A 15579-nucleotide genomic window follows, 5' to 3' on the forward strand; every position below is an offset into this window, starting at 1 on the left:
TCGCAAAGCTTGTTCCGTAGAATTACTGAAGAAAGCAGACAAAGGCCACAGTGTCTAGTTTCTCGAAACAATATTCGACATTTTTTAAATCATGAATTTTGAACTCCGAATAATGAATCAAGAATTCGCTAGGTACTTGATTGTAATCCAGCATCTACTATCCTCAGCGCATCTCTGCAACTTTGCGATCTCTGCGTGACCTTCACTTGTTCTTGAATCTCGTCTCTCGCTTCTAGCCTCTCGGATCTTTCTACTTTCAAACCACCGGCCTATTCTCCAGACCTCTTTTGATGATGTTTTCTATTTTGATTCTTTCTTCGCCGACTAAGGTCAACCTTGGTGCTCTGACCCATTCTGTTCCGATACCGGTTAGCTGTTCTGCAAGCTTGATGTATTGGACGAGTTTGGGGTGTATATCCAGCTCCAGAAGCGGCAAAAACCATCTGTAGATATCCAATGCCTCTTCATATTTTCCTTCTTTCACCAAATTGAATACAGCAACAGTTTCTTTTGGAAATGCACAAACCAAACCAGCCACCCAGCCATCTGCACCCATCACTAGTTCTTCCATAGCCAAGGTATCCACTCCACACAGAATTTTGTAGCGGTCTCCAAATCGGTTTTTCATCCGTGTTACGTTTGATATATCTCTGGTGGATTCTTTTATAGCTTGGATATTATCACACGCTGTTAGTTCTTCAAACATTTGGATTGTTACCAAAGTCTTGTAATCAACAGGGTTGTTGTATATCATTATTGGTAAATCGATGCTGTTGGCTACGGCCTTGAAGTAAGTTACTACTTCTCTGTGGTCTGCTGAGTAGCGCATTGGAGGCAAAAGCATCAATCCAGAAGCACCCATTTCTTTGGCTTTTTCAGCCCAGAAAATAGCGTCTCGGGTGGCTCCTTCAGCTATATTCAAAATTACAGGCACCTTTCCGTTGATGTAATCGACAGTTTCGGTGGTGAGTTTGATTTTTTCTTCTTGAGAAAGTACTGATGACTCACCTAGGGTGCCTCCCAAGATGATTCCGTTCACCCCAGCTTCTAATTGGGCATCGATGTTTTTGAAAAACATCTCCATGTCCAGATTTCCATTTTGGTGAAATTTTGTAGTAACTGCCGGGAATACGCCTTGCCAATTCATATTGTCATGTTTAAGGTTTGCTTAGATTTTGAGAAAACTGATTGAGACATTCATCTATTTCACTCTGCTTAATCTACATTTTATAATTTAATATGATTATCTGCTTTCACACCAGTATCCATATAAATTTTAATTCCATTGATACACTAATGTCTAATGGACTGATAACAATTCTCCGCACGATTTCATGAGAAAATTCACTTTCTGGCATCCTTGCGGCTAATCATGTTATTCTATTTTCAAAGTTACAGTTCCAAAAGTTATTTATGCTATACATATTTAGTCGTTATTAGTACTATATTGATTTAATTGTAGTTAAAATCTATTAGATATATTAATTTACTATCGAAATACCGAATTTGAAACCTCAATAAATTGCCTAAGATATAGGAGTTGATGTTAGTCTATAAACTTCAAATGGCATATAAATCTTTTGTCCATTATCTTTCACCCCCTTACAGTCCATGAGAAAAGTCATATCATTTCAAATTCCAAAATCCAATAAAGAATTTGTAAGGTTCCAAGTAGACGCCGGGAAACATTTTTATGATAAGCTTCATCAGCATCCCCAATGGCAGCTTACTTTGATTTTGAAGGGAAAAGGACACTTGATGGTAGGTGATTATCTTGGGAGGTTTGAACCTGGTGATATGTTTTTGTTTTCTTCCAATATTCCACATGTATTTCGCTCTGACTCTGAGTATTTTGATCAGGAATCAGAAAAGGAGTCTTTGGGACATACCTTGTTTTTTGATTTTGAAGCATTAGGTAAAAAATTTATTGAAGTTGAAGAATTTGTCGAATTACAACACTGGATATACCAAACCAAGGGTTGTTTTTCTATTAATGGAGATGCTAAAAATGCGATAGCCAATAAGATGAGTTTTTTTTCAGAACAAAAAGGCTTGAACAAAATGCTTATTTCTTTTGAGATATTGAAGGTTTTAATGGAATCTAAAGATCTTGCTTTGCTAAATACATTGATTCCTTCAATAGATTACACTGAAACTGAAGGCAAGCGAATAGGGCAGGTGATGTCATTTATACTCGCCCAAAGTCAGCAAGAAATACATTTGCAAGATGTGGCAGAAGTTGCGAATCTAAGTAAGGAAGCATTTTGCAGGTTTTTCAAAGCACGTACAGGAAAGACTTATACTGAATTTTTGAACCAAGTTAGAATTCATCAGGCCTGTGAACTTCTGCAGGAATCAGAATTTCCGATTTCAGAAATTGCTTATCAATCTGGGTTTCAAAATTTATCATATTTCAATAGGGTGTTTAAGAAAGTCAAAGGAGTAAGTCCAATGAAATTTAGAGAAATGGGGATATCACGTAATAAATAGACCTTTTGAATGGACATATGGATTACTCATTTCCTTTAATGACATCATTTTTGTTGTTTTTTTTAAAATTAAAACATGAAACTTTTGCAGATAATACCATTGAGGATCATCCTTTGAATGGATTTAGTTCATAACTTTGACAGATATTGTAGCGTACTTAGATTATCTTTTTACTTGAATCAAATGAAAAACTCTAAATTAAAATTGTTAAAGGGAATAGTGTTGTTGTCTGCGGTGATTCTGTCTATCATTTCTTGCAATGATACCAACAACCTACCTCCACAAAATGAGCAATTGATTCTTGGTACAGTGGAAGATCTTCAGAATTTTACGCTTTTTGTGCAAGCGGTCAATCGCGCTGGACTTCAGGAGGCATTAGCCCAACAAGGACCATTTACTGTATTTGCCCCAAATGATGAAGCATTTAGGGAAACCTTGCAAAGTTTGGGAATCAGCTCAATTCAAAATATTCCATCGGATGAACTGCAAGCTCTTTTGGCATACCATATCATACCAGGAAGAATTCTTTATAATCAAATCCCAACTGGTGAAGTTGAAACCTTCCTAGAAAGTATAAATATCATTTTTAGCAGAAATGGCAATAATTTGACTATCAACGACTCTATACAAATTCTTTCTAGAAACATTGAGGCAAGAAATGGAATGATCCACGAGATCGACAAAGTTTTATTCCCACCAGCAAATTCGATTCTGAACGTGGTCGAGAATAATGGTTTTTCAACTTTCCTTGCGGCCGTAGAAGCGGTTGAATTTGAAGGTTTATTGGCAAATGAAGGGCCATTCACTCTGTTTGTTCCTACAAATGCGGCCTTCACTCGTTACTTGACTGAAATTGATATAGACCAAGAAACACTTTTGGATTCGCCAGAATTGGATAGGATCATTTCTTATCATTTGATTGATGGAGTACTTCCTGCAGCCTCTATAGTAGCGGGGAGCGTTCCATCACTTACAGAGGCGCCAATTTTCTTGAGTGTCGCACCTAATGGTGCAATTTGGGTCAATGGTAAGGCAAGGATAACAGCTTCTAACTTAGCCGCCGACAATGGTCTGGTACATGTGATAGACCAAGTTATCCAATCACCGACGCAATCTATTTCAGAAAAAATCACTTCTTTGAATACTGTTGAAAATCCACAGTTTATCATTTTGGTAGAAGCATTGGAGAAAACTGGCCAAATTACTGATTTGGATAGGGATTTTGAAGATAATGTGACGCTTTTTGCTCCTACAGATGCTGCATTTGAAGAGTTGTTCGCAGATTTGGGAGTGACGGGTATCAACGCTATAGAAGTAGAGACTTTGAGAAGAATCCTTCAATATCATTTGACTCCTAGTAGGTTGTTCTCCCAAGATCTAAGGGAAGGAGCTACACTTCCAACGTTGATCAGTGGACAAACACTAAGCGTAAACCTTGCCCAACTCCAGATCAATGAATCAGGTTTGATTTCAAACCTTCTCAATATCCATGGACAAAATGGAGTTGTCCATGGAATTGATAAAGTGTTGGTTCCAGAGGATTAGTTTCTGAAATAGGTGAATTTAATTATACTCCTAATACCATAGAATCAAGCCGGTAATATTTGTGTTCTTTGCAATTTTAAGCCAATGTCCACCTATAAAATCAGCTTTATCCGCAATAGCTTTACACCGTCAAGTGAACCCTACCTTTTGGTAAACTCTTCTTTGGCGGTATCTAAAAAGTTTACAAAACTTACAATATTTGTCTCATAGCCTATTGGTTTTACGAGCAACTCCTCATTATGATCCAAAATCACATAATAGGGCTGGGCATTGTTGTTGAACTTTGTGATTTGAAAATCTGCATTTTGTTTGCCAATAGTTTTCTTTTCCTTTCCATCATACTCGGACACAAACCATTCTGATTCTGGCAACTCAAATCTCTCATCGATATACAAGGCCACCAATACAAAATCTTCGTTCAATCGCTGCATCACCTGAGGGTCAGTCCAAACCCTCGCTTCCATTTCCCTACAGTTCACACAGCCATGTCCTGTGAAATCAATAAACAATGGTTTGCCTGCCTTCTTTGCCGCTGCCAATGCTTGATCGTAGTCAAAGTAACCTTGAAACCCAGGAGGAAAATGTAAAAGGTCAGCATATTTTGGGATTTCATCCAATTGGTTTGCTCCTGACATGGTCGAATTTCTGTTTACCATGATGTTAAAGTCATGCGTAGCCATAGGAGGTAAGTAACCGCTTAGGGCTTTCAGAGGTGCTCCCCAAAGGCCTGGAATCAAGTAAACTACAAATACAAACGTGGAAATTGCCAACATCAACCTCGGCACGCCAATAGTTTCCATCGGAGAATCGTGCTTTGTTCTGATTTTTCCCAAAAGATAAAACCCCAACAAAGCAAAAATAACAACCCAAATGGCAATGTAAATATCTCTATCCAACAATCCCCAATGATAAACCTGATCTGCTACTGACAAGAACTTGAAAGCCAAAGCAAGTTCTAAGAAGCCCAAGACAACCTTCACTGAATTCAACCATCCACCGGATTTTGGCAATGAATTTAACCAATGTGGAAAAACTGCGAATAGCGTAAAAGGAATGGCAAATGCCAAAGAAAAGGCAAACATTCCCAATATTGGCTTTACCAATGCGCCACCTGCTGAGCTGATCAATATCGACCCCACTATCGGGCCAGTACATGAAAACGAAACCAAAACCAAAGTGAAAGCCATGAAGAATATTCCAGTCATTCCGCCTTTGTCTGCCTTTTCATCCATTTTGTTCACAAAACTGCTTGGCAATGTCAATTCGAACATTCCCAAGAATGCGAATGCAAAAAAGATAAACACCAAAAAGAAAAAGACATTTGGTACCCAATGGGTGGACAGCCAGTTGGCAAATTCAGGGCCTTGAATAGCAGCTACGGCTGTACCTGCAATGGTGTAAATTGCAATAATCGAAAAGCCATATACAAAGGCATTTCTGATTCCCGCAGCTCTGGATTTTGACCTTCCCGTGAAAAAAGTGACGGTCATCGGGATCATAGGAAATACACAAGGAGTCAACAAAGCAGCCAAGCCAGCCAAAAAGGCTAAAATCATAAACCCAATCAAACCTTCCTTGTCAGAATCTCCCTCCAAATCAATGTAAGTTCTTTCTTGATCTTGAGTAGCTACCTCTTCTGTATTTGGACTTTCTTCGACTTGAGCAACCGAGTCCTCATTTGCATTTTCTTCAGCATCAGTTGCTGGTAATATTTGTGAGTCAACTGCACTTGCTTGATTTGTGGTAGCAGCTGCCTTAGCTTTTATGGTAAAATCCTCTTCAAATGGTACGCATTGCCCGGTGACATCAGTACACATTTGATAACTTAGAAAACCATCAATATTGATAGTTTCAGAGGTGATTTTGATCGTTTGCTCGAAGCTTCCCGAACCTTCAAAATAAGTCACATCTCCATCCCAAGTATCATCAAACTTTTTCTTGGGATTGATGGCTTTCAGCTTTCCGACCAAGGTGAAGCCTGTTGATTTCTTTTCATCTAATTCCAACTCTGTCAACATCGGCCCTAAATCAGGATCAAAATCATTGGAATAGATGTACCAATCTCTCGGGATCTGTGCTTTGAAAACCAGCTTTACTTCATCTCCTATTTTAATTTCTTTCTCAGACAACTGAATGGACCAGCTAGGTGGAGAAATCATCTGGGCACTCGCTACGTTGGTTAGGAATAAAAAGAGCGATAGGATCAGTGAAGATTTGATAAGTCTTGACATGGTATGTAAATGGATGCTAAACTGATTGTAAAAAGGATAAAAGAACTAAGAAAGTTCAGTAGGCAACAATTCTTGGAGAATAAATAAAAGAAAACTCCAAACAGCTTAATTCAAGTCGTTTGGAGTTTTTGAAATTACTTTTATTTGTTCGCTTGCTCTTTGAAATATTTAAAGAACAATGCGATGGTTTCTATGCCCATGTAGTAATTTTTCACTCCATAATGTTCATTTGGAGAATGCAGGGCATCAGTATCCAAGCCAAATCCAAGCAAAATCGGATCTAGACCAAGTTCTTGCTGGAACAGAGAACAGATTGGAATCGAGCCACCTTCCCTTGTTGGAATTGCTTTTTTGCCAAAAGCTTCTTGAATAGCCAAGTCGGCAGCTCTGTAGCCAGGCGTATCTGTAGAAACAACTGCTGCTTGTCCTCCATGATGCGGTGTAACTTTCACTTTTACAGAAGCTGGAGCTATAGAATTGAAGTGTGCTTCAAAAAGCTTAGAGATTTCTTTGTGGTCTTGATTGGGAACCAATCGCATGGAGATTTTTGCATAGGCTTTGGAAGGAAGCACTGTCTTCGCTCCTTCACCAGTATATCCTCCCCAGATTCCATTTACATCCAATGTAGGACGGATACCAACTCTTTCGATCGTCGAGTACCCCGCTTCTCCATGTACATCATTGATGTCCAATTCCTTTTTGTATGCTTCCAAATCAAAAGGAGCATCATTCAATGCTTTTCTATATTCAGCTGAATATTCTTCAACTTTGTCATAAAATCCAGGAATTGTAATATGGTTATTCTCATCCTGAAGAGAAGCTATCATCTTGCAAAGAATATTGATTGGATTGGCAACAGCCCCACCGTATGTTCCTGAATGTAGGTCTCTGTTTGGTCCGGTCACTTCTACTTGCATATATGATAGACCTCTTAGACCAACTGTCACAGAAGGGTCTTCCAAAGAAATCATGTGTGTATCAGATACCAATACCACATCAGCTTTGAGCTTTTCTTTGTTTTCCTTGACAAAAATATCCAAATGCTCAGATCCGACTTCTTCTTCTCCTTCGATCATAAACTTGATATTGCAGGGAAGGTCTTCATTGGCCATCATTGCTTCAAAGGCTTTGACATGCATATAAAATTGTCCTTTGTCATCTGCTGATCCACGGGCAAAAATCGCTCCTTCGGGATGTCTTGGCGTAGTTTTGATTACTGGCTCGAATGGTGGAGAATCCCAAAGTTCATAAGGATCTGCTGGCTGTACATCATAATGACCATAGACCAAAACAGTAGGAAGTGATGGATCAACTATTTTTTCTCCATATACAATCGGATAGCCTGCTGTCTGACAAAGTTCTACTTGATCAGCTCCTGCTTTTTCCAAACTTTCCCTTACAAATTCCGCGGCTGCAAAAACATCGTCCTTAAACTTCGGATCAGCACTTACTGAAGGAATTCTTAGCAAGTCTAAAAGTTCATTGAGGAATTTTTCCTGATTGTCTTGGATATATTTTTTTACTGACATATACTTGGGTTTGGATTAAATTTCGGAAATGACTCTAAACAAGCTATTTGCGAAACATTAAAATATTATTTTTGTTGTAACAATGGACATCTTCGAAGGCCATTTTCGTTGGCAAAATTACGTTTTTAATCATCAATTGCCTATTTTAGTCAAAACTTTTATCAATGAAATCCAAGCTTCTCAAGGCGGATAGCATGACCCAAGCTTTAGAACTTGATGTTAGAATTTCTAAATGGGACAAAGAGCTTGTCCATGAATTACGAATAATAACCATATGAAATCGAGCCTGCCCATAAGCATGGATTTCCATAGCTTGTTCCGATAAATCAGGAGGATATTTGAAAACAAATTTTAAACACATGAAAGCGATACTTTGCAAAGAACACGGATTACCTGATTCTCTAATATATACAGACATTCTTGAGCCATCTATAAATAGCACTGAGGTCTTGATCAAGGTTGCTGCTTGCGCAGTCAATTTTCCTGATGTGTTGATTATCCAAAATAAGTATCAATTCAAACCTGAGCTGCCATTTTCACCTGGTGGAGAGGTATCTGGAGTTATTGAGAAAGTAGGGGCTGATGTAAAAAACCTCAAGGTAGGGCAAAGGGTTTTGGCACTGTGTGGTTGGGGAGGCTTTGCAGAAAAGGTGAAGGTGAATTCAGATCGGGTATTCCCCATTCCAGACCAAATGGATTTCATCACAGCAGCATCTACCTTATACACATTTGGGACAGCATACCATGCTTTGAAAGATCGTGCACAAATCAAGTCTGGAGAGACTTTGCTAGTACTTGGCGCATCAGGTGGTGTTGGTTTGGCAGCAGTAGCTTTGGGGCAAGTAATGGGGGCGAAAGTTATTGCAGCAGCATCTACAGATGAAAAGCTTCAAGTTTGTAAAGAACATGGCGCAGAAATATTGATTAATTATGAGTCAGAGGATATCAAGGAGCGGATCAAAGTACTCACAGATGGAAAAGGAGTAGATGTGGTGTTGGATGTAGTAGGTGGAAAATATTCAGAGCCAGCCTTGAGGGGAATGGCATGGAAAGGCCGGTACCTTGTGGTAGGTTTTGCAGCTGGTGAGATTCCAAAGCTCCCTTTTAATTTGGCCTTGCTCAAAGGCTGTTCGGTCATGGGAGTCTTTTGGGGAAGGTTTTCAACAGAGGAACCAGAGCAAAATCAACAAAATATCATAGAATTGGTCGAAATGATACAAGAAGGAAAAATCTCCCAACATATACATAAGGCCTATTCACTCGAAGAATCACCAAAAGCCTTGCAGGATATGTTGGATAGGAAGGTGATAGGAAAAGCGATTGTGGAGATTGAATGAAAATCAGAAGATTACAATATTGGAAAATTATTTTATCTCAATAATTAGCCCCAATTGATTGGCTTGATTTAGAAATTGTTTGCTGTAATCTGCTTAAATAATTCCATGGTCAATTTCAGTTTACTAAATTCGAAGTCTCTTTTTCAATAAAAAATAACCGTCTTGTTACCAACAGGATAGACCTTGTTTTCTAAGTGATATTTGATTGCTTTTGATAGGACTACTTTTTCAATATCCTGACCCATCTGTACCAAATCAGAAACGGTATTATGGTGGCGAACACGCGCGACATCTTGCTCTATAATTGGACCTGCATCGAGCTCTTCAGTTACATAGTGTGCAGTGGCTCCAATGATTTTAACCCCTCTTTCATAAGCAGCATGATAAGGTTTCGCTCCAACAAAAGCAGGAAGGAAGGAATGGTGAATGTTAATGATCTTGTTTGGAAATTTTCTGATAAAATCGCCGCTCAATATCTGCATGTACCTGGCTAACACTACAAAATCCACTTCATGCTGTTCCAGTAGCTCAATCTGATGCTGTTCAGTGGCAGCCTTATTTTCCTTGTCCATCGGCACGTAGTGAAATGGAATTCTGAATGCCTCCACTACTCGCTTCAAATCCTTGTGGTTGGAAATAACCAAAGGTATCTCTACGTCAAACTGCCCCGAATAATATCTGCTCAGAATATCAAATAGGCAATGTGACTGCTTTGATACAAAAAGTGCCATTTTAGGCTTTTTGTCATTGAAATATAGTTGATATTCCATTCCAAAATTTGCACCTACTTGCTCTTGAAAGACGGTTCCAATTTCATCTTTTGTCAATCCAAAACTTTCCAATTCCCAAGATGCGCGCATAAAAAACATTCCCAATTCTTGATCTACGTGCTGATCGATTTCAAGAATATTACCTTGATGTGCGTACAAAAATGCAGAAACTGCCGAAACTATTCCCTTTTGATCTTTACATTGAATGATTAAGGTCGCTTTGTCCATGGTAAAATAGGTTTATGACTTAAAGTTTAAATAATTAAAAACACATTTATTTCTGAAGGCAAATATATGGGGTTTTCTTAAAATCAAATACTTGAAAGAAGGAGGAAATCGGTAATTAGCTTTGATTTGGTGATTTAGTTTTTGGTTAATTGGGGGATTAGGGATTAGGAGGTTAGAGGGTTAGGAGGTTAGTGGATTAGTATTTTAGGCTACATTTTGCTCACAATCAATCTAAAATCTGAACTTTAAAACCTAAAATTAAACCTATAACCTGAAGTTATTGGTTAATTGGGTTATCAGGAGATTAGTCTGCAAAGGCATGTTTATCCTAAACTTCTAAACTCTAATCCTCTAAACATAGCTGTTCAAGGATTAGGAGGTTAGAGGGTTAGAGTTTTAGGCCGCAATTTGTTTACAACCAATCTAAAATCTGAACTTTAAAACCTAAAATTAAATCTATAACCTGAAATTATTGGTTAATTGGGTTATCAGGAGATTAGTCTGTAATGGCATGTTTATCCTAAACTTCTAAACTCTAATCCTCTAAACATAGCTGTTCAAGGATTAGGAGGTTAGAGTTTTAGGCCGCAATTTGTTTACAATCAATCTAAAATCTAAACTTTAAAATCTAAAATTAAACCTATAACCTGAAGTTATTGGTTAATTGAGTTATCAGGAGATTAGTCTGCAAAGGCATGTTTATCATAAACTTCTAAACTCTAATCCTCTAAACATAGCTGTTCAAGGATTAGGAGGTTAGGGGGTTAGAGTTTTAGGCCGCAATTTGTTTACAACCAATCTAAAATCTGAACTTTAAAATCTAAAATTAAATCTATAACCTGAAGTTATTGGTTAATTGGAACCTTGTCTCAAACCTCACCTCTCACGCTCCTATCTACAATCAATCCAACAAGGCCTCAATATCATCTTTGCTCAGACTCTTCATAAAGCTCTCTTCCGTACTGATCAATTCGCCTGCAAGTGCCATCTTTCGCTCTTGGAGTGCCATGATTTTTTCCTCCACGGTGTTTCTTGTGATAAATTTATAAATAATCACTTTGTTTTCTTGCCCGATTCTATGAGCCCTATCTATTGCCTGTGCTTCTACTGCCGGATTCCACCATGGATCTAGCAAAAATACATATTCAGCTTTGGTCAAATTCAAACCAACCCCACCTGCTTTGAGAGAGATCAAAAATATCTTTACACCATCATCCTCTTGAAAGGTCGTTACTTGAGCTTGCCTATCTTTGGTTGATCCATCGAGATAAGCATATTTGATTTGATTTTTATCCAAATATTCCCTAACTATTGCTAAATGCCTCACAAACTGACTAAATACAAGTACTTTATGGCCTTCACTTGCTGTAGAATGAAGCATGTGAATCACATCGTCAAGTTTTCCTGAATCTCCTTCATAATCCTTATTTGTCAATTTCGGATGATTCGCAACTTGTCGTAGTTGTGTTAGACCTCTCAGTAAGGTAAACTGTTTGTTTTTCGCACCAGGTGAAGAAAGTTCATTGACAATCTTATCCCGATAATAGCTCTTGATTTCTTCATAAGCTTTTTCTTGTTCATCAGTCATAGAAGAGTACTTCACATTGATGACTTTCTCTGGCAAGTCCGTCGCTACCTGTGTTTTCAACCTTCGCATGATAAATGGTTTGATCATGGCATGAAGCTTTGAGGCTTTATCCATGTCATTTTTCTTCTCAATAGGCAGCAAAAACTGTTTTTTGAACATATTTTGATTTCCCAAAAGGCCCGTATTGATGAAGTTCATCTGTGACCATAGGTCCATTGTTCCATTTTCTACCGGCGTACCTGTGAGGATCAACTTATGCTTACAATTGAGCTCTCCGACCGATTTGGCAATGATACTTCCAGGGTTTTTGATTGCTTGAGATTCATCTAGGATGATGTAATTGAAGTAAAATGATTTCAACACGTCAAGGTCTAGCCGAATGATTCCATAGGAAGTCAGTACCAAATCGTAATTTGCAAATCTTTTACTATCCTTGATCCTATTCGTACCTGTGTAAGTCAATATTTTCAAGCCTGGCGTAAACTTTTTAGCTTCAAGCTCCCAATTATAAATCAGGGAAGTTGGCATCACCAATAAAGAAGTCGTTCCTTCGGTTTGTTTCTTCTCATGTGCCAAAAGTGCCAGTGTCTGCACAGTCTTTCCCAATCCCATATCATCGGCCAAACAACCACCGAATCTATATTCATTCAAAAACCTAAGCCAGTTGTAACCTGCCTTCTGATATGGTCTCAATGTGCCATTGAATGTATCTGGCAAGTCATATTCTTCAATCTGAGAGAAATCCCTGAGCTTTTCCAATTTCCTGCTCATAGTTAACTGAACCAGGTTATTGTTTTGTAGTTCTTGTGCCAGTGCTATATGGTGCTTCTTGAGGACCAAAGTCTGCTCATCAGAACTTTCATTGTCTTCAAGAAAAGCAAAAATCTCAGAATAATTCACAAACCAAGAATCTGGAATCACAGCAATTTCCCCATTGGGAAGCTCAAATTCCGATTTTCCTTGAAGAAGTAATTTTCGAATTTTTGCAAATGGGATTTTATATGGACCGAATTTGATCAGGGCATTCACATCAAACCAATCAATGTTTTCATTGACCTCTACAGAAATGTGTGCATGGCCGATAAAGTACTGCTTGCCTTTGAAAGTCGCTGATTGTTGGATTTTGATACCCATCTCCTCCAAGCTGTCTTTGTGTGTATTTATCCAGCCAAAAGCCTTTGATTTCTCTAAGGCAAATCTTGAGGATTTGACCGGTAGCCCAAGGTTTTTTAAGTAATCTCCGTAGGATTTTTCCTTAACAACATCTCTGATGACTTTATGAAATGTATAATTATCCCCTTCCTGCTCTAGCTCTACATTGTTTGAAGCGCTTTCTTCGGAGCGAAAGGCATAATTTCCATATTGGAATTTGAGGTCAAAAACGATTTTTTCTTCCTCTTGTATTTGATTATTATTGCCAAATAGGTCTGTCTTCGTTGATCCCGGCAAGTCACTCAAACTAAGGACAGGTTCGGGCTGACTTCGCTCTACTTTGATGTCAAATCCCTTTGCGTACACATCAAAAGATGCTACGAGTTGAGTGACAAATTTTTGATAGTATTGTTGCTCTACTTTTTTGGGTATTACGATAAATTTTTTGTTGAGAAATGGCATCAACTTCTTACCGTCCTCCCCTTTTGCAAAATGATAAAGATGATTGTCCACCACCAACCATGCAGGCTCGTTACATATCAAATAAGCATTTCTGTACTGCCATTCCAATCTTTCTCCCTGATATTTGATCGTAGGGAAATAGTGGGTGTTTTCCTCGTTTCTTCTAAAATGGAAGAGCACAGAAGCAGGCTCTTCCATTACGAAGATTTCCTTCCAAATCGGATTCCCGTCATTGGCCATTTCAAAAAGTCTCTTACCCTTCATTTTTTCAAGTATTCTTGACCTTAGTCCTTCCAACTTGATTTCAATCATTTCTTGGGAAGCTTTGTTTCCCGTCTTTTCATCATAAATCTTTCTGAGGTATTCTTTTGGCTTCAGTTTTTTGGTATTCAATTTTTTGGTGATTGCATCTTGCTGCATTTCATCCATCATTTTGATTAGCTGATAGTCTGTTTCATCCAGACCCGCCGCAAATTCACTGGCATTGACATGGGAAATGTTTTGATGCGCCAAGGATAACCTCCCTTTTTCATCCAACTGAATTACAAAGGACTCAAAAAGTAATCCTAAGAATTCGTGGTTAAAGAGAGAATAAACAATCTCAAATGGCTGCTCGGCAGAAACTTTCATAGTGGGTGGTATATGTCGAAGAGGCAGAATCAACGACAAATGGTTTTTTTGTGGTCTAAACTAGTTCGAAAAATACACAATAAAATCCAGTAAATGAAAAAATATCTAAAGAGCTTGTTTGCTATTTGAATTAGGGAGCAATAAAAAACTATCAGAATCAATAAGATAAGCTACCCTGTGGCTATCGTAATCTTATTCTACTTTTTTCAGTCTGTACCAATCCACAACTTGCCCTTCAGATCTTGATAGAATCAGGTTGTCATCATTTTCTTCAATCCGCCAATCCCCATTGAGGATCAGTGTCCAGTCAAAATCAGCCGTAAAGTTGCAAGTATTGGAGAAGGATATTGTCTTTCTTTTGATGGAATAATTTCCCGAACAAATCACCGGATACCTTGGCTCCTCACTAAGTCCATTGTAGTTGAACCCTTCAAAATTGAGTGAAACTTCTGCTATCCCTTCAGAATTCCCATCCACAAATCGCTCAAAAGTCCCTTCATAATACCCACTGAGGCTTTTTTCACCAAATCCATCCACAATTCCACATGAGGCGATCAAGAAGACCATTCCTGCGATCACTAATAATTTTGCTGCTTTCATTTGTTACAAATTTACACCCTTTAGACGGAAAAACGTGGTGGGATGTCTTGGGGAGTTGATTGAAATTAATTAGTATCTTTAGAAAAACTGCTTCATCCTTGAGCAAAAAGCCAATACCATATCGAGAACCAAAAATTGAAGTTCCTGTTTTTTGTGAACACATTTTCAAAGTTTTAAAAATTCAGAAATACTTCTTTTGTCTGTAATCTCGTCATTTGTCCACTCAAAACTCTCAAACTCGTGATATTCATGATCTATTTCAGAATCAAATTGATAATAATGTAGTTTGGGTAATCCCCATTCTTGGGGAACAAAAAACTCGTTCGAAATCAATTTCTTTATTAGTTTTTCAGATGCTTTGTGAGGTGTGAGGAAAGTTGGATTTGAGAAAACAGCTGAACCAAACTGTTTGTAATTTGCCCTATCTCGATAACAATAATTAAATTTTAATATAGGTGTTTAAATATACTCCTCAACTAGAATCTTATTCAAATAATCGTCCAATTCCTCTTCGGAGCCAAAAATAGACATTGGTTCCCTTCCAATTTCAAAAAACCGGATCAAATCAATTATGCTCTCAAAAAACCTAAATTGAATCCCTTCATAATTATATACAAAAACTAATTTTGATTTTCCTAAACTTGTTAATTTATAGACTTCAATAGATCTAGAAGGAGTAATATATTCGACACTGATTTGGTTTACTTTGTTCATTGTCTAAAATATTTTTAATGTAAATGTAAAGTATACTTTTGATTTGTGGACTATAGTCCGTGGTACAATAGGCGACATTTTTTGAGATTGCAAAATGGATATCAAAGTTGCATATGGTGATAAAGTAAAAGCCATTAGAAAAAAACAGAATGTTTCTCAGGAAAAGCTTGCTGAATTAGCAGACTTGGATAGAACCTATATTTCCGATATTGAGAATGGGAAGAGAAATGTATCAATTGAAACAGTGTTTAAAATCGCTAATGCACTTGATAAACCAATGGTAAGTTTTTTTGAGTTTTAAAT

Annotated in this window: 11 protein-coding genes; 4 read left to right on the top strand and 7 right to left on the bottom strand. The window is 37.9% G+C overall.

Annotated elements, in window-relative coordinates:
• Positions 1–256: 256 nt before the first annotated feature.
• Positions 257–1147: a dihydrodipicolinate synthase family protein gene (locus tag MM213_RS06380; protein WP_241410654.1), complete on the bottom strand. Its 891-nt coding sequence runs from the start codon at positions 1145–1147 to the stop codon at positions 257–259.
• Between the two features lie 464 nt (positions 1148–1611).
• On the opposite strand from MM213_RS06380, the gene MM213_RS06385 reads away from it, so the two are divergent.
• Together MM213_RS06385 and MM213_RS06390 are read left to right on the top strand one after the other, a co-directional pair.
• A complete protein-coding gene (locus tag MM213_RS06385; RefSeq protein ID WP_241410655.1) occupies positions 1612–2490 on the top strand; it encodes a helix-turn-helix domain-containing protein in 879 nt (292 codons plus the stop codon).
• Between the two features lie 183 nt (positions 2491–2673).
• The gene (locus MM213_RS06390; RefSeq protein WP_241410656.1) at positions 2674–4035 is read left to right on the top strand and encodes a fasciclin domain-containing protein; all 1362 of its coding nucleotides are present in this window, start codon (positions 2674–2676) and stop codon (positions 4033–4035) included.
• 140 nt (positions 4036–4175) lie between these two features.
• Here the strand turns inward: MM213_RS06390 and MM213_RS06395 are convergent, their stop codons facing one another.
• Together MM213_RS06395 and MM213_RS06400 are read right to left on the bottom strand one after the other, a co-directional pair.
• The gene (locus MM213_RS06395) at positions 4176–6266 is read right to left on the bottom strand and encodes a protein-disulfide reductase DsbD family protein (RefSeq protein WP_241410657.1); all 2091 of its coding nucleotides are present in this window, start codon (positions 6264–6266) and stop codon (positions 4176–4178) included.
• A 140-nt stretch (positions 6267–6406) separates the two neighbouring features.
• Complete coding sequence (locus MM213_RS06400) at positions 6407–7795, bottom strand: dipeptidase (protein WP_241410658.1); 1389 nt, start codon at positions 7793–7795, stop codon at positions 6407–6409.
• Positions 7796–8154: 359 nt separating this feature from the next.
• Between MM213_RS06400 and MM213_RS06405 the strand changes: the two genes are divergently transcribed.
• Positions 8155–9132 carry an NADPH:quinone oxidoreductase family protein gene (locus tag MM213_RS06405; RefSeq protein ID WP_241410659.1) on the top strand — a complete coding sequence of 326 codons (978 nt, stop codon included), beginning with the start codon at positions 8155–8157 and terminating at the stop codon, positions 9130–9132.
• A gap of 143 nt (positions 9133–9275) precedes the next feature.
• Here the strand turns inward: MM213_RS06405 and purU are convergent, their stop codons facing one another.
• From purU to MM213_RS06425, 4 genes are all read right to left on the bottom strand, one after another.
• Complete coding sequence (gene purU, locus MM213_RS06410) at positions 9276–10130, bottom strand: formyltetrahydrofolate deformylase (RefSeq protein WP_241410660.1); 855 nt, start codon at positions 10128–10130, stop codon at positions 9276–9278.
• 901 nt (positions 10131–11031) lie between these two features.
• Positions 11032–13962 carry a DEAD/DEAH box helicase gene (locus MM213_RS06415; protein ID WP_241410661.1) on the bottom strand — a complete coding sequence of 977 codons (2931 nt, stop codon included), beginning with the start codon at positions 13960–13962 and terminating at the stop codon, positions 11032–11034.
• Between the two features lie 192 nt (positions 13963–14154).
• Positions 14155–14562 carry a hypothetical protein gene (locus MM213_RS06420; RefSeq protein WP_241410662.1) on the bottom strand — a complete coding sequence of 136 codons (408 nt, stop codon included), beginning with the start codon at positions 14560–14562 and terminating at the stop codon, positions 14155–14157.
• Positions 14563–15021: 459 nt separating this feature from the next.
• Positions 15022–15276 (bottom strand): hypothetical protein, encoded by a 255-nt coding sequence (locus tag MM213_RS06425; RefSeq protein ID WP_241410663.1) that lies wholly within the window; start codon positions 15274–15276, stop codon positions 15022–15024.
• A gap of 94 nt (positions 15277–15370) precedes the next feature.
• Here MM213_RS06425 and MM213_RS06430 point away from each other — a divergent pair, with 94 nt between their 5' ends.
• Positions 15371–15577, top strand: a complete 207-nt coding sequence (locus MM213_RS06430) for a helix-turn-helix domain-containing protein (protein WP_241410664.1) — start codon at positions 15371–15373, stop codon at positions 15575–15577.
• The last annotated feature ends 2 nt before the right edge of the window (positions 15578–15579 follow it).

The sequence above is a fragment of the Belliella alkalica genome (genome assembly GCF_022549785.1).
Taxonomy (GTDB): Bacteria; Bacteroidota; Bacteroidia; order Cytophagales; family Cyclobacteriaceae; genus Belliella; species Belliella alkalica.

Excerpts from the sequence above, each read along its gene's own strand:
- MM213_RS06390 (WP_241410656.1), top strand. The coding sequence starts at position 2,674 with ATGAAAAACTCTAAATTAAAATTGTTAAAGGGAATAGTGTTGTTGTCT.
- MM213_RS06395 (WP_241410657.1), bottom strand. The coding sequence starts at position 6,266 with ATGTCAAGACTTATCAAATCTTCACTGATCCTATCGCTCTTTTTATTC.
- MM213_RS06405 (WP_241410659.1), top strand. The coding sequence starts at position 8,155 with ATGAAAGCGATACTTTGCAAAGAACACGGATTACCTGATTCTCTAATA.
- MM213_RS06415 (WP_241410661.1), bottom strand. The coding sequence starts at position 13,962 with ATGAAAGTTTCTGCCGAGCAGCCATTTGAGATTGTTTATTCTCTCTTT.
- MM213_RS06400 (WP_241410658.1), bottom strand. The coding sequence starts at position 7,795 with ATGTCAGTAAAAAAATATATCCAAGACAATCAGGAAAAATTCCTCAAT.
- MM213_RS06425 (WP_241410663.1), bottom strand. The coding sequence starts at position 15,276 with ATGAACAAAGTAAACCAAATCAGTGTCGAATATATTACTCCTTCTAGA.
- MM213_RS06380 (WP_241410654.1), bottom strand. The coding sequence starts at position 1,147 with ATGAATTGGCAAGGCGTATTCCCGGCAGTTACTACAAAATTTCACCAA.
- MM213_RS06385 (WP_241410655.1), top strand. The coding sequence starts at position 1,612 with ATGAGAAAAGTCATATCATTTCAAATTCCAAAATCCAATAAAGAATTT.
- MM213_RS06420 (WP_241410662.1), bottom strand. The coding sequence starts at position 14,562 with ATGAAAGCAGCAAAATTATTAGTGATCGCAGGAATGGTCTTCTTGATC.
- purU (WP_241410660.1), bottom strand. The coding sequence starts at position 10,130 with ATGGACAAAGCGACCTTAATCATTCAATGTAAAGATCAAAAGGGAATA.
- MM213_RS06430 (WP_241410664.1), top strand. The coding sequence starts at position 15,371 with ATGGATATCAAAGTTGCATATGGTGATAAAGTAAAAGCCATTAGAAAA.